The sequence below is a fragment of the Nonomuraea sp. NPDC000554 genome (genome assembly GCF_040300065.1).
Lineage (GTDB): Bacteria > Actinomycetota > Actinomycetes > Streptosporangiales > Streptosporangiaceae > Nonomuraea.
On record NZ_JBEPDC010000001.1, the window covers coordinates 57,881 to 71,116 of the forward strand.

Sequence of the window (13,236 nt, forward strand, 5' to 3'; positions counted from 1 at the left end):
TCAGCGCTTGATCCCTCCGTGGAAGCGGAAGCCGTACTTCTTGCTGACGAACAGGTACATGAGCACCACGGGCACCGAGTAGAGCAGGCCGAACGTGGACAGGAGCTGGAGGTTGGCCTGGCCGCCCTCGGTGTAGAGGGTGTACATGATCACCGCGGCGGGCTGCTTCTCCACGTCGCTGAGCAGCAGGTACGGCATCAGGAAGTTGCCCCAGACGTTCGCGACGGCCCACACCGCGATGGTCGCCAGACCGGGACGCACCAGAGGGACGACCACGTGGCGGACGATCTGCAGCGGCGAGGCGCCGAAGACGCGGGCGGACTCCTCGTAGGACTTCGGGGTGGAGTCCATGAAGTCCTTGAGCATGAAGATCGCCGCCGGGAGCAGGCCACCGGTCAGGATGAGGATCAGCCCGAACTGGGAGTCGATCAGGTTGAGCTCCACCGCGAGCTGGAAGATCGGCACCATCGCGGCCGTGCCGGTGATGATCGAGGAGAGCAGCAGCAGCGCGTACAGGAGCGCGTCGCGTCCCGGCAGGCGGACCCGGCTGAGCGCGTACGCGGCCAGCGCGGCGAGCAGCACCACGAGCAGGGCGGTGCCGACCGCCAGGATGATCGAGTTGTACAGCGACGGCAGCGCGTACGGGTGCTCCAGGATCGCCTGGAAGTTCTCCCAGGTGAAGTCCGGCACCTTGACCTCGTACGTCGGGTCGGAGGTGAACGGCGCCGAGGCGAGCCAGAGCAGCGGGATCGTGAAGAAGGCGAGCAGGACCGCGATCAGCGTGTAGAAGCCGATCCTGCCCAGCACGAACCGCGTCATTTCTTACTCCTGAGCAGGCGCAGGTAGAACACCGCCACGACCAGGTTGATCAGCAGGATGACCGTGGAGACCGCGGCGCCGTAGCCCAGCTGGCCGCCCTTCAACGCCACGTTGTACACGTAGACGGCCAGGACCTCCGACTTTCCGTCGGGTCCGCCCGCGGTGAGCATGAACGGGGTGAAGTCGTTGAACGTCCACAGGCTGATCAGCAGCAGGTTGGTCAGGACGTGCCCTCTGATGTGGGGGAAGACGACGTCCCTGAGCTGCTGCCAGCCGGAGGCGCCGGCCAGGCGGGCGCTCTCCAGGTGCGAGGGGGGCACGTTTCCGAGGGCCGCGCCGTAGAGCATCATCGAGAACGCGGTGCCGCGCCAGGTGTTGAAGACGATGATCGACAGCATCGGGTGGTCGAGCAGCCAGGCGAAGCCGGGGATGCCGAGCAGCGTGTTCAGCGTCCCGCCGTCGCGGTCGAGCAGCGCCACCCACAGGAACGAGACGACCGCGCTGGGCAGGATCCAGGCCAGGATGACCAGGCCCTCGACGACCCGCTTCAGCGGCCCGGGCCTGTCGCGTAGCAGCCAGGCGATCGTGAAGCCGAGGACGACCTGGCCGATCACGGCGGAGCCGAGCACGAACTGGACGGTCAGCCAGGTGGAGTTCCAGAACGTGGGGTCCGACAGCGCCTTGACGAAGTTGTCGAGGCCGACGACCCGCGGTTCCGCGGCCTCGACGCCGGTGAGCCGGTAGTTGGTGAGGCCGAGGTAGATGACCCAGAGCGCGGGGAACACCAGGAACACCGCGATGAGCACCATCGCGGGCGCCACGAACGCGCCCGCTCTCAGCCTGCCCAGGCCCGCCGCGTCCGAGCTGTAGCGGCGGGCCGTGGCGTCCCTGGCGACCTCAGGAGGCGATGTTGCCTGCGCCACCGACGAGTCCTTCGAGCTTCGTCTGGTACTCGGCGGCCGCCTGGTCGGGCGTCTTGCCGCCGACCACGGCCGCCGTCGCCTCCTGCAGCGCCGCCGACACCTGCGGGTAGACGGCGACCGGGGGCCGGTAGGCCGTCAGCGGGAGCACCTTCTCGGAGATGAAGGTGAGCAGCGGCTCGCCCGCGAGGATCTCCTTGTTGACGTCGGTGCGCGGGGTGATGCGCACGTTGCCGTTCTTGGTCTCCTCCTTCAGCGCGTCGGGCGAGAGCGTGAAGGTCAGCAGCTCGAAGGCCTCCTTCGGGTGCTTGCTGTTGGGGTTGACCGTGCGCAGCGCGCCGCCGGACATGCTGACGAAGTCCTGGCCGCGCAGCCCCTTGCCGGGCTCGATGGCGGGGATCAGGGCGTAGCCGACGTTCTGGTCGCGGTCGGCCATCTTGGCGATGCCGTCCTTGGGATTGACCACGCCGCGCCAGAAGTAGTCGCCCTCCATCAGGATGCCGATCTTGCCCTCGGCGAACTGCTGGAACGACTTGTCGCGGCCCTTGGCCTCCTGCTGGAGCTTGGGGTCGCCGAGGCCGCTGCCGCCGTAGATCTTCTGGTAGAGGCCGAGGGCGTCCTTGAGCGGCTGGGACGCGCCGGCCCACTTGCCGTCCTTCTGGATCTCGCCGCCCGCGCCCGCGAGCAGCGGCAGCACGCCCTGCATCGAGGTGGCCTCGCCCATCGCGGTGCCCGCGTTGATCTGGATCGGCACCGGGACACCCGACGACTTCAACTTCGTGCCGGCGTCCAGGATCTCCTGCCAGCTCTTCGGCTGCCAGTCGGCGGGCAGCCCGGCCTTCTGCAGGAGGCTCTTGTTGAAGTAGAGGACCCGGCCGTCGGTGCCGATCGGCAGGGCGTACTTCTTGCCGTTGTACGTGGCCAGGCCCTGGACCGACTCGGGGATCTGCTGCCAGCCGTCCCACTTGTCGGCGTCGGCTCCGACGACGTCCGACAGCGGCTTGATATAGCCCGCCTCGGCGAACTCGCCGGCCCAGATGCCGTCGATGTCGATCACGTCCGCGCCCTTGCCCGACTTCAGGTCGAGGGAGAGTTTGGTCTTGTACTGCTCGTCGTCGACACCGCTGGGGACGAACTTGACCTTGACGTCCTTCCCCTTGGCCTTCTCCGCCGCCTCGAACTGGGGGATGACCCACTTGGCGATGAAGTCGGCCGCGGCCGCGTTCTTGCCGCCCGCGATGGCGTTCTGGGCGATCGTCAGCTCGATCGTGTCACCGCTGCCGGACGACTGGCCGCACGCGGCGAGCCCCAGCGAGGACACGGCGAGGACCGCGACCATCGATCTCTTCCGCAATCCCATGCAAACCCTCCGACACGTCCTAAAAGGGGGAGGAAGTCAAGGCCAATATGTCATGACATCCATATGACGTAAAGACCTGACCATATTTCAGGAGAGTCGCCCGCACGCTGCGTCTTTGTGACGCAAGGGTTCCACCGACCGTCCGACACTACGGGAGGGGCTCCCTGTCGGGCTACCGGCCTGGAACATAGCGGACATCCGAATGTCATGACAATATGGCATAGTGAAGGCTCGTCCCAGGAGGTGCGTTGTTCGACCTGATCACGATCGGCCGCTCCGGCGTCGACATCTATCCGCTGCAGACCGGCGTGGGGCTGGCCCACGTCGAGACCTTCGGCAAGTTCCTCGGCGGCAGCCCGACGAACGTGGCTGTGGCCGCGGCGCGCCACGGCCTGCGTGCCGCGGTGGTGACCGCCGTCGGCGACGACCCCTTCGGGGGGTTCGTCCGGCAGGCGATCCGCGGGTTCGGCGTGGACGACGCCTTCGTGGCCACGGTCGAGGGGCCGCCCACCCCTGTCACGTTCTGCGAGATCTTCCCGCCTGACGACTTCCCGATCTACTTCTACCGCGGCGAACACCCGCCCGACCTGCGGGTCACCCCCGAGTCCCTCGACCTGACCGCGATCCGCGAGGCGCGGGTGTTCTGGTTCACCGGCACCGGCCTGAGCCAGGAGCCCAGCCGGGCCGCGCACGCCGCCGCGCTGGCCGCCCGCACGTCCGGCTGGACCGTGTTCGACCTCGACTACCGCCCCACGCTCTGGGACTCCCCCGACTCGGCCCGCGAGCTCGTCCGTCAGACGCTGCCGCTGGCCAACGTGGCGATCGGGAACCTGGAGGAGGTGGAGGTCGCCACCGGCACGCGCGATCCGGAGGCCGCCGCGCAGGCGCTGCTCGACGCGGGCATGCGGGTGGCGATCGTCAAGATGGGCCCGCACGGCGTGCTGGCCCGCACCGGCGACGAGCGGGTCGTGGTCGAGCCGGTGGAGGTGAAGGTGGTCAACGGGCTGGGCGCCGGAGACGCGTTCGGCGGGGCGGTCTGCCTGGGGCTGGTCCGCGGCTGGCCGCTGGAGCGCACCGTGCGCTTCGCCAACGCCGCGGGCGCGCACGTCGCCGCCCGGCTGGCCTGCGCCGACGCGATGCCGTCCACCGATGAAGTGCTCACCCTGCTGGAAGGCGAGGTCAAGCGTTGAGCGACATCACGCTGCCGAGGACCGTCCGATACGACGACCTCACCCGTATCCGCGCCACCCGGCCGGGCGAGATCGCGCGGGCCGCGGCCAACCGGCAACGGCGCGGCCTGCCCGGCGACGGCGAGCGCCTGCTGATCATCGCCGCCGATCACCCGGCGCGCGGCTCGCTGGCCGTGCGTGACCGGCCGATGGCCATGGCCAGCCGCCCCGACCTGCTCGACCGGCTCCAGGTGGCGCTGGCACGGCCGGGTGTCGACGGCATCCTGGCCTCGCCGGACGTCCTGGAGGACCTGCTGCTCCTCGGCGCGCTGGAGGGCAAGCTGGCCTTCGGCTCGATGAACAGGGGCGGCATACAAGGCTCGGTGTTCGAGCTGGACGACCGCTTCACCGGCTTCGACGCGGCCTCGATCGACGCGATGCGCCTCGACGGCGGCAAGATGCTCTGCCGCATCGACCCGGCCGACCACGCGACGGTCGCCACGCTGGAGTCGTGCGCGCGGGCGGTCACGGACCTGGCCCGCAGGCAGCTCATGGCGATGGTCGAGCCGTTCTGGTCACTGCGCTCGGAGACCGGCTCGGTCCGCAACGACCTGTCGCCCGACGCGGTCATCCGGGCGATCAGCGTCGGCCAGGCGCTCGGCGTGACCTCGGCCTACACGTGGCTGAAGATCCCCGCGGTGGCCGAGATGGAACGGGTCATGGCCGCCACCACGCTGCCCGCGCTGCTGCTCGGCGGCGACCCGCCCGACATCGACGCCGCCTACGCCGACTGGGCCCGCGCGATGCGGCTGCCCGGTGTGCGGGGGCTCGTGGTCGGCCGGGCCTTGCTCTACCCTCCGGATGACGACGTCGCCACGGCCGTCGACGCCGCGGCCACGCTGGTGAGAGGAGCCGGCTCATGACCTACGTCCCGTACGGCAAGGCCGCCAACGGCCCGTGGTCGGTGGAGATCACGCCGTCCGTCGCCGGCTGGACCTACTCGGGCCTGCGTGTCGTCGATCTGGGCCCGGCGCCGGTGGCGTTCGACACGGGCGAGGAGGAGATGCTGGTCCTCCCGCTGTCGGGGTCCTGCGTCGTCTCGTTCGGTTCCACCAGGTGGGAGCTCGCCGGTCGCGGGTCGGTGTTCGACGGGCCCACCGATTTCGCCTATATCCCGATTTCTACGCATGTGACGCTGGAGGGCTCCGGCCGCATCGCGCTGCCGTCCGCCCGCGCCACCCGCGCGCTGGAGCCGCGCCACGTCCCCGCCTCGGACGTGCCCGTCGAGATGCGGGGCGCCGGGCAGGCCAGCCGCCAGGTCAACAACTTCTGCGCCCCGGACGTCTTCGCGTGCGACAAGCTCATGGCCGTCGAGGTGCTGACCCCCGGCGGCAACTGGTCGTCCTACCCCCCGCACAAGCACGACACCCCGAACCCGGGCGAGGCCGTGCTGGAGGAGGTCTACTACTTCGAGGTCGCCGACCAGGGGCTGGGCTACCAGCGCGTCTACAGCTCCGAGCGAGGGCAGATCGACACGCTCGCCGAGGTCTCCTCCGGCGACGTGGTGCTCGTGCCGTACGGCTACCACGGCCCGTCGATGGCCGCCCCCGGCTACGACCTGTACTACCTGAACGTCCTGGCCGGGCCGGCCGGGGAACGGTCGATGGCCTTCTGCGACGACCCCCGCCACGCCTGGATCCGCTCCTCCTGGGACGGCCAGGAGCTCGACCCTCGACTGCCCTTCGGGAGGACCTCATGACCCGCTTGACCGTGGCGCAGGCGGTGGTGCGCTTCCTGGCCGCGCAGTGGAGCGAGCGCGACGGCGTCGAGCGGCGGTTCTTCGGCGGCTGCTTCGGCATCTTCGGCCACGGCAACGTCGCGGGGCTCGGTCAGGCGCTGACGACCTCGTCCGAGCTGCCGTACTACCTGAGCCGCAACGAGCAGGCGATGGTGCACGCGGCGGCGGCGTACGCGCGGGCCGGCAACCGGCTGTCCACGCTCGCCTGCACCACCTCCATCGGGCCCGGCGCGACCAACATGGTGACGGGCGCGGCGGGCGCGACGATCAACCGGCTGCCCGTGCTGCTCCTGCCCGGTGACGTCTTCTCCACCCGCGTCGCCAACCCGGTGCTGCAGGAGCTGGAGGACCCCCGCTCGTACGACATCTCGGTCAACGACAGCTTCAAGCCGGTCTCGCGGTACTGGGACCGGATCAACCGGCCCGAGCAGCTGCCGTCCGCGCTGCTGGCGGCCGTGCGGGTGCTGACGGACCCGGCCGAGACGGGCGCGGTGACGCTCGCGCTGCCGCAGGACGTCCAGGCCGAGGCGTACGACTGGCCGGCGGAGCTGTTCGAGCGCCGCGTGTGGCACGTGCCCCGGCCCCGCCCGGAACGGGCCGCGCTGGCGCGGGCCGCCGACGTGATCAGGTCGGCGGCGCGCCCGCTGATCGTCGCGGGCGGCGGCGTGATCTACAGCGAGGCGGCCGACCAGCTGCGGGCCTTCGCCGAGAGGCACGGCGTCCCGGTGGCGGAGACCCAGGCGGGCAAGGGCGCGCTGCCGTACGGGCATCCGCTCGCGATGGGCGCGGTCGGCGCGACCGGCACGACGGCCGCCAACGCCCTCGCCCGCGACGCCGACCTGATCATCGGGATCGGCACCCGCTACAGCGACTTCACCACGGCCTCCCGCTCCCTCTTCGCCCCGGACGCCCGGTTCGTCAACCTGAACATCACCGGCTTCGACGCGGCCAAGCTGTCGGGCCTCCAGCTCGTGGCCGACGCCCGCGAGGGCCTGGCCGACCTGACGGAGGCGTGCGCGGGCTGGTCCACGCCCGCCTCCTACCAGGCCAGGGCCGCCGAGCTGAACAGGGCGTGGAACGCCGCGGTCGACGCGGCCTTCGCCGAGGAGGGCTCGCCCCTGCCGCAGTCGGCGGTGATCGGCGCGGTCAACGCCGCCGCCGGCGACGACGGCGTGGTGGTGTGCGCCGCCGGGTCCATGCCCGGCGACCTGCACAAGCTCTGGCGGCCCAGCGGCCCGGGCAGCTACCACGTGGAGTACGGCTACTCCTGCATGGGCTACGAGATCGCCGGCGGCCTGGGCGTGAAACTGGCCGCGCCGGAGCGCGAGGTCTTCGTCCTGGTGGGCGACGGCTCGTACCTGATGATGGCGCAGGAGCTGGTCACGGCGATCTCCGAGGGCGTCAAGCTGACGGTGGTGCTGGTCGACAACTCCGGCTTCGCCTCCATCGGGCGGCTCTCGGAGAGCGTCGGCGCGCAACGGCTGGGCACGTCCTACGGATTCCGGGGGTCCGGCAGGTACGACGGCGGGCCGCTCCCGGTGGACCTGGCGGCCAACGCGGCCAGCCTCGGCGCCACCGTGCTGCGCCCCGACAGCATCGCCGACCTGCGCAAGGCCCTGGACACGGCGCGCTCGGCCGAGGGGACGACGGTCGTCTACGTCCGGGCCGACCCGCTGCGCGACTCCCCCTCCTCCGAGGCCTGGTGGGACGTCCCGGTCGCCGAGGTCTCCGCCGACCCCGCGCTGCGGGCGTCCTACGACGACGCCAAACGCTCGCAGCACCCACACCTCGCGCCGCCCGCCTGAGCCACCTCTCCCCGCCCCGATGGTTGCCCGCGATCAACCGTGGGAACGCCTCTGGCCAGGCACGACTTGGGGGGCGTGGGATGAGGCCGTGGCGGCTGCTGGGGTGGATCGCGCTCGTCGCGGTGACCCTTTACTGCCTGTACGTCGTCCGCACCGTCGTCATGTCGGTGATCATCGGACTCTTCATCACCGCGCTGCTGATGCCGCCCGCCCGGTGGCTCAGGGCGCGGGGGCTGAACAGGGCGCTGGCCACCGCGGTGGTGTGGGTCGGCGGGCTGCTGGTGACCGGGGCCCTCGTGGCGCTGCTGGTGCCGCCCACCGTCAGCGGGGTGTCGGCCATGAGCCACAGCGTCGGCACCGTGCTCGACGACCTGCACCGGACGGCCGCCCGGTTCGGCATCAACGACCAGCGGCTCCTCGCCCAGGCCAAGGAGTACCTGTCCAAGCAGGGCAAGCAGATCGCCACCGGGGCGCTCGCCGGGGCGCGGACCGTCGGCGAGATCATCGTCGGCGCGGTCCTGGCCGTCATCCTGTCGGTGTACTTCGTGCACGGCGGCGACCGGCTCTTCGCCTGGCTGACCGACCTGCTGCCGCTGGCGACCAGGCTGCGGGTGCGCGATTCCGGAGAGCTCGTCTTCTCCGTCCTCGGCAGGTACATCCGCGGGGTGGCCATGGTCGGGCTGTTCGACGGGGTCTTCATCGGGCTGGCGCTGTGGATCCTGCAGGTGCCGATCGCGCTGCCGCTGGCGGTGCTGACCTTCGTGGGCGCCTTCCTGCCGGTGGTGGGGGCGTTCATGGCCGGGCTGCTGGCCGCGGTGGTGGCGCTGGTCGCCAAGGGGTGGCTGGTGGCGCTGATCGTCGTGGCGGTGGTGGTGCTGATCCAGCAGATCGAGGGGCATGTGCTGGCGCCGCAGATCTACGGCAGGGCGCTCGACCTCCCGGGGGCGGTGATCCTGCTGTCGATCGCGGCGGGCAGCGTCGTCGCGGGGATCACCGGCGCCTTCCTCGCCGCGCCGTTGGTCTCGGTGATCGTCGCGGTGGTCAGGAGCCGGGAGCGGCTGTCAACCTAGGTCCAGTTCCAGCTCCAGCTCGTGTCTGATGGGGATGCCGTCGGACTCGCCGGGAATGCCCGGCTTCAGCTTGCGCGCCTCGTCCACCGCGTTCCTGTGCAGGGCCACGAGGTCGAACCCGTAGCGCTGGTAGAAGCGCAGCGCGCGGGTGTTGTCGTTGGTGGTGCACAGCCACAGCCGGTCGGCACCCGACACGACGGCCGCCGCCCTGACCGCGTCGAGCAGTGCCCTGCCGACGCCCCTGCCCGGGATCAGCGCGTCAACCGTGATCAATTCGACGGCGCCGTCGCGGCTCGCGTAGGTCACCAGGCCCGCCGCCTGCTCGCCGTCGAAGGCCAGGTAGCCGGGCAGCGTGGCGGCGTCGACGAGTTCGCCCCTGCCGAGCGCGATCAGGGTGGAACCGCCCCAGCTGCCGGTGAGGATGCGGGTGACCTGGTCGAGGTCGGCGGGCTCGACCGGACGGACAGTGATCGCCATGGCTGCATTCTCTAGGATGGTTCGTATGCGATGGGCGACCTTCGACTGTTACGGCACGCTTGTCGACTGGCGGCACGGCATCTCCACGAGCGCCGACCTGATCGCCCCCGGGCGCGGGGCCGCGCTCCTCGAACGCTACAACCGGCACGAGCCTCAGGTGCAGGCCGAGTCCCCGGCACTGCGCTACCGCGGCGTCATGGCCGAGGCACTGCGCCGGGCGTGCGCCGACGAGGGGCTGTCGCCGTCCGCGGACGACCTGTCGGTGCTGGCCGCCACGCTCCCGTACTGGCCGGTCTTCCCCGAGGTCGGCGCGGCGCTGTCGGCCCTGCTGGCGGCCGGCTGGCGGCTGGCGCTGCTCACCAACTGCGACCGCGACCTCGTCGCCGGCACGCTGCGGCGGCTGCCGGTGCGCTTCGACGCGGTGGTGACCGCCGAGGACGTGGGCGCGTACAAGCCGTCCGACGCCCACTTCACCCGCTTCCGCGGCTCGTACGAGCCGGAGACCTGGGTGCATGTGGCGCAGAGCTACGTCCACGACCTGGTGCCCGCGCACCGGCTGGGCATCCGCCGGGTGTGGATCAACCGGCTGGGCGAGCGGCCCGAGGATCCGTCCGTCCCGCAGGACGTGCTGCCCGACCTGTGGGGGCTGTCGGGCATCCTCGCGTCCTAGGGCCGCCTAACGCTGCTCCAGCACGTCGGCGATGCCCGCCAGGAAGCTGTCGACGTCGGCGATCAGGTACCCGGCGCGCAGCAGCACCGTGGAGAACCTGGCGTCGCGCACCTGCTGGGCCGTCACGGGGTCGTCGGTGGTGCCGCGGAGCGTGGCGACGATCCGGTCGAGGAAGGCGTCGATCTCGTCCTCGTTGTAGCCGGTGCCCATCCGCCCCGGACGGAACGCCACCCGCTCCACCCGCGCCGCCTGCGCCTCGAACCACTCCTCGCGCAGCATCTCGCCGGTCGGTTCGTGCCTGGCCAGCCGCAGCGGGCCCTTGGACATGGTCTCCAGCGCCACCACGAACGCCTCCAGCGCGAAGTCGACCGCCGTCTCGTGGTACCCGCCCCGCCGGGCACGGAACGTCGCCCTGCGCACGTCGTCGGCCGTGACCGGCTCGACGTCGTGGGTGCCCCTGCCCAGGGTCGCCTCGATCCGCCCGACGAGGGTGTCGACCTCGACGGGGTCGTAGCCCGAACGCATACCCATGACGCGTGGAAAGCGGTTCAACCCCACTCCTCCTGAGTCGTGATCTCCTCCATTGTGTGCTGCCCCTTTATGCCGACAAGGCAGGACGCCCTATACCGTTACAGGATCATGCGACTGTCCAAGGTCTCGTTCCGCTACCGAAGACGTGAACCCTCCGTGATCCGCGAGGTCGACGCCCACCTGGAACCCGGGGACGTGGTCGAGGTAACCGGCGTGAACGGGGCGGGCAAGTCGACGCTGCTGCGCCTGCTGGCCGGGCTCACCAGGCCCACCGAGGGCACGATCACCGGCCGTCCGGCGGTGGTCGGCTTCGCCCCCGACCGCTTCCCCGTCGAGCAGCCCTTCACGGTGTCCGGCTACCTGCGGCACATGTCGCGCGTCCGCGGCGGCGCCCGCTGGGAGCCGTGGGCGGAGCGGCTGAACATGTCGCACCTGCTCGGCCTGCGGCTGGGAGAGCTGTCGAAGGGCAGCGCCCACAAGGTCGGCCTGGCCCAGGCCCTGATGGCGTCGCCGCGGCTGCTGATCCTCGACGAGCCCTTCGCCGGCCTGGACGCGGACACCCGCGACGCGCTCCCCTCGCTCGTCACGGACCTGTCGGCCGACGGCGTCGTCGTGGTGGCCAGCGACCACCAGGGAGGCTTGCGCCGGCTGGCCGGCCTGCGCCACTGGACGATCCAGCACGGCCACCTCCTGGAGCGCGCGCCGGAGCCCCTCCTGCCGTCGCCACAGGTGACGGTCGAGATCACGCTCCCGGCCGGCGAGCTTCCCGCGTTCCTGTCGCGGATGCGGGCCGACGGCTACCAGGCCCGCGCCCTCACCGCCCAGGAGGCCGAATGATCGCCCTGGCCGTCTTCCGGGTGGCCGCCTACGTCCGCTCCCACCGCGTCTACCAGGCCCTTCTGCTCATGCTGGCGCTGCTCGCGATCGTCGAAGGCAGCCGCGCGCCCGTCGGGCAGGAGACGTCCGCCCTCGCGGACACCGCCGTGCTGCTGATCCCGGTGCTGGCGTGGTCCACCAGGAGCCTGCTCGACACCGAGCCGGACCAGCAGCGCACCCTGTCGGCGATCACCGTCGGCGGCCGGGCCCGCGAGCTGGGCGCGGGCCTGCTGGCCGCGCTGGCGACCTCGGTCGCGTTCGCCGCGCTGGCGCTGGGCTGGGGCCTGCTGCTCGGCGTGAGCGTGACGCCGCCGCCGGACGAGTTCGCCGCCGTGCTGGCCGTCCACGGCATCGCCGTGCTGGCGGGCCTGGCGCTGGGCACCCTCACCAGCCGCTCGGTGCTGCCCTCACCGGCTGTCTCGATCATGGCGCTGCTCTTCGGGTTCATGGCGATGCTGCTGCTCAGCGCCTCACCCCTGTACTGGCTGACCGTGCCGGTCATCGGCTGGATGAAGGCCGCGAGCGCGGGAGACCTGGCCGCCCGGTTCCCCGAGCTGGCCGCGATCTCCCTGCTGTGGTGTCTGGCCGGGCTGGCCGCGTACGGCTGGCTCCGCCGCAACCGCCCCTAGCCGGGGGTCACTCGGCGGCGGCGAGCTGGCCGCAGGCGCCGTCGATCTCGCGGCCTCTGGTGTCGCGGACCGTCACCGGGACGCCGTGGAACTCCAGGCGGCGGACGAACGCCCGCTCGTCCTCCGGCCGGGACGCGGTCCACTTCGAGCCGGGCGTCGGGTTCAGCGGGATCAGGTTGACGTGCACCAGCTTGTTCTTGACCAGCTTGCCGAGCAGGTCGGCCCGCCACTCCTGGTCGTTGACGTCCTTGATCAGGGCGTACTCGATGGAGACGCGGCGCTTGGTCTTCGCCGCGTACGCCCACGCCGCGTCGAGCACCTCGGCCACCTTCCACCGGGTGTTGATCGGCACCAGCGTGTCGCGCAGCTCGTCGTCGGGGGCGTGCAGGGACAGCGCCAGCGTGACGGGCAGGCCCTCGTCGGCCAGCTTGCCGATGGCGGGCACCAGGCCGACCGTGGAGACGGTGACGCCCCGGGCGGAGATGCCCAGCCCGTGCGGGGCGGGCTCGACCAGGCGGCGCACCGCGCCGATGACCTGCTTGTAGTTGGCCAGCGGCTCGCCCATGCCCATGAACACCACGTTGCTGACCCGGCCGGGCCCCCCTGGCACCTCACCGGCGGCCAGCGCCCGCGCCCCCGAGACCACCTGCTCGACGATCTCGGCGGTGGACATGTTGCGGGTCAGCCCCGCCTGGCCGGTGGCGCAGAACGGGCAGTTCATCCCGCACCCCGCCTGGGACGACACGCACATCGTGACCCGGTCGGGGTAGCGCATCAGCACCGACTCCACCAGCGCGCCGTCGAACAGCCGCCACAGCGTCTTGCGGGTGGTGCCGCCGTCGGTGGTCTGCTCGCGGACCGAGGTCAGCAGCGACGGCAGCAGCACCGACAGCTTCTCGCGGGCGGCAGCGGACAGGTCGGTCATCGCGTTCACGTCGGTGGTGAGCCGCTCGAAGTAGTGACGCGACAGCTGGTCGGCCCGGAACGCCTTCTCCCCCAGCTCGGCCACCGCGGCCCGGCGATCGGCCATTGACAGGTCGGCCAGATGCCGCGCGGGCTTGGCCCTGCGCGGTGCGACGAAGGTGAGCTGACCTGGCTGCTGGGACACGTTG

Annotated in this window: 14 protein-coding genes; 8 read left to right on the top strand and 6 right to left on the bottom strand. The window is 71.3% G+C overall.

Annotated features, from left to right (window positions below):
• Genes ABT294_RS00265 through ABT294_RS00275 form a run of 3 tightly spaced genes read right to left on the bottom strand, consistent with a single transcriptional unit; the run spans nucleotide 1 to nucleotide 3,099 of the window.
• Entirely contained in the window at nucleotides 1–819 is an 819-nt protein-coding gene (locus ABT294_RS00265) for a carbohydrate ABC transporter permease (protein WP_350802435.1), read from the bottom strand.
• Nucleotides 816–1,742 carry a carbohydrate ABC transporter permease gene (locus ABT294_RS00270; RefSeq protein ID WP_350802438.1) on the bottom strand — a complete coding sequence of 309 codons (927 nt, stop codon included), beginning with the start codon at nucleotides 1,740–1,742 and terminating at the stop codon, nucleotides 816–818. Before ABT294_RS00270 ends, ABT294_RS00265 begins: the two co-directional genes overlap by 4 nt.
• Nucleotides 1,717–3,099, bottom strand: a complete 1,383-nt coding sequence (locus ABT294_RS00275; protein ID WP_350802439.1) for an extracellular solute-binding protein — start codon at nucleotides 3,097–3,099, stop codon at nucleotides 1,717–1,719. The genes ABT294_RS00270 and ABT294_RS00275 overlap by 26 nt, the downstream gene beginning before the upstream one ends.
• Before the next feature lie 248 nt (nucleotides 3,100–3,347).
• On the opposite strand from ABT294_RS00275, the gene iolC reads away from it, so the two are divergent.
• The 5 genes from iolC (at nucleotide 3,348) to ABT294_RS00300 (ending at nucleotide 8,941) form a co-directional block, all read left to right on the top strand.
• A complete protein-coding gene (gene iolC, locus ABT294_RS00280; protein ID WP_350802441.1) occupies nucleotides 3,348–4,289 on the top strand; it encodes a 5-dehydro-2-deoxygluconokinase in 942 nt (313 codons plus the stop codon).
• On the top strand, nucleotides 4,286–5,191 hold the full coding sequence (locus tag ABT294_RS00285) for a Cgl0159 family (beta/alpha)8-fold protein (RefSeq protein WP_502911933.1): 906 nt from the start codon (nucleotides 4,286–4,288) through the stop codon (nucleotides 5,189–5,191). The genes iolC and ABT294_RS00285 overlap by 4 nt, the downstream gene beginning before the upstream one ends.
• A complete protein-coding gene (iolB, locus tag ABT294_RS00290; RefSeq protein ID WP_350802443.1) occupies nucleotides 5,188–6,027 on the top strand; it encodes a 5-deoxy-glucuronate isomerase in 840 nt (279 codons plus the stop codon). Before ABT294_RS00285 ends, iolB begins: the two co-directional genes overlap by 4 nt.
• On the top strand, nucleotides 6,024–7,871 hold the full coding sequence (gene iolD, locus ABT294_RS00295) for a 3D-(3,5/4)-trihydroxycyclohexane-1,2-dione acylhydrolase (decyclizing) (protein ID WP_350802445.1): 1,848 nt from the start codon (nucleotides 6,024–6,026) through the stop codon (nucleotides 7,869–7,871). The genes iolB and iolD overlap by 4 nt, the downstream gene beginning before the upstream one ends.
• 80 nt (nucleotides 7,872–7,951) lie before the next feature.
• Nucleotides 7,952–8,941 carry an AI-2E family transporter gene (locus ABT294_RS00300; RefSeq protein ID WP_350802447.1) on the top strand — a complete coding sequence of 330 codons (990 nt, stop codon included), beginning with the start codon at nucleotides 7,952–7,954 and terminating at the stop codon, nucleotides 8,939–8,941.
• Here ABT294_RS00300 and ABT294_RS00305 read toward each other — a convergent pair.
• Nucleotides 8,933–9,418 (bottom strand): GNAT family N-acetyltransferase, encoded by a 486-nt coding sequence (locus ABT294_RS00305; RefSeq protein WP_350802449.1) that lies wholly within the window; start codon nucleotides 9,416–9,418, stop codon nucleotides 8,933–8,935. The two genes, ABT294_RS00300 and ABT294_RS00305, sit on opposite strands and share 9 nt — an antisense overlap.
• A 25-nt stretch (nucleotides 9,419–9,443) precedes the next feature.
• On the opposite strand from ABT294_RS00305, the gene ABT294_RS00310 reads away from it, so the two are divergent.
• On the top strand, nucleotides 9,444–10,088 hold the full coding sequence (locus tag ABT294_RS00310) for an HAD family hydrolase (RefSeq protein WP_350802451.1): 645 nt from the start codon (nucleotides 9,444–9,446) through the stop codon (nucleotides 10,086–10,088).
• A gap of 6 nt (nucleotides 10,089–10,094) precedes the next feature.
• Here ABT294_RS00310 and ABT294_RS00315 read toward each other — a convergent pair whose 3' ends face one another.
• Entirely contained in the window at nucleotides 10,095–10,619 is a 525-nt protein-coding gene (locus ABT294_RS00315; RefSeq protein ID WP_350802453.1) for a DivIVA domain-containing protein, read from the bottom strand.
• Between the two features lie 108 nt (nucleotides 10,620–10,727).
• Here ABT294_RS00315 and ABT294_RS00320 point away from each other — a divergent pair, with 108 nt between their 5' ends.
• On the top strand, nucleotides 10,728–11,456 hold the full coding sequence (locus ABT294_RS00320; RefSeq protein WP_350802454.1) for an ATP-binding cassette domain-containing protein: 729 nt from the start codon (nucleotides 10,728–10,730) through the stop codon (nucleotides 11,454–11,456).
• Nucleotides 11,453–12,124, top strand: a complete 672-nt coding sequence (locus ABT294_RS00325; protein WP_350802455.1) for a hypothetical protein — start codon at nucleotides 11,453–11,455, stop codon at nucleotides 12,122–12,124. The genes ABT294_RS00320 and ABT294_RS00325 overlap by 4 nt, the downstream gene beginning before the upstream one ends.
• A 7-nt stretch (nucleotides 12,125–12,131) precedes the next feature.
• Here the strand turns inward: ABT294_RS00325 and rlmN are convergent, their stop codons facing one another.
• The gene (rlmN, locus tag ABT294_RS00330) at nucleotides 12,132–13,232 is read right to left on the bottom strand and encodes a dual-specificity RNA methyltransferase RlmN (protein ID WP_350802456.1); all 1,101 of its coding nucleotides are present in this window, start codon (nucleotides 13,230–13,232) and stop codon (nucleotides 12,132–12,134) included.
• Between the last annotated feature and the right edge of the window lie 4 nt (nucleotides 13,233–13,236).

Coding starts and splice junctions, on each gene's coding strand:
- iolB (WP_350802443.1), top strand. CDS start 5,188: ATGACCTACGTCCCGTACGGCAAGGCCGCCAACGGCCCGTGGTCGGTG.
- iolD (WP_350802445.1), top strand. CDS start 6,024: ATGACCCGCTTGACCGTGGCGCAGGCGGTGGTGCGCTTCCTGGCCGCG.
- ABT294_RS00315 (WP_350802453.1), bottom strand. CDS start 10,619: ATGGGTATGCGTTCGGGCTACGACCCCGTCGAGGTCGACACCCTCGTC.
- ABT294_RS00275 (WP_350802439.1), bottom strand. CDS start 3,099: ATGGGATTGCGGAAGAGATCGATGGTCGCGGTCCTCGCCGTGTCCTCG.
- ABT294_RS00310 (WP_350802451.1), top strand. CDS start 9,444: ATGCGATGGGCGACCTTCGACTGTTACGGCACGCTTGTCGACTGGCGG.
- ABT294_RS00305 (WP_350802449.1), bottom strand. CDS start 9,418: ATGGCGATCACTGTCCGTCCGGTCGAGCCCGCCGACCTCGACCAGGTC.
- ABT294_RS00320 (WP_350802454.1), top strand. CDS start 10,728: ATGCGACTGTCCAAGGTCTCGTTCCGCTACCGAAGACGTGAACCCTCC.
- ABT294_RS00300 (WP_350802447.1), top strand. CDS start 7,952: ATGAGGCCGTGGCGGCTGCTGGGGTGGATCGCGCTCGTCGCGGTGACC.
- ABT294_RS00265 (WP_350802435.1), bottom strand. CDS start 819: ATGACGCGGTTCGTGCTGGGCAGGATCGGCTTCTACACGCTGATCGCG.
- ABT294_RS00325 (WP_350802455.1), top strand. CDS start 11,453: ATGATCGCCCTGGCCGTCTTCCGGGTGGCCGCCTACGTCCGCTCCCAC.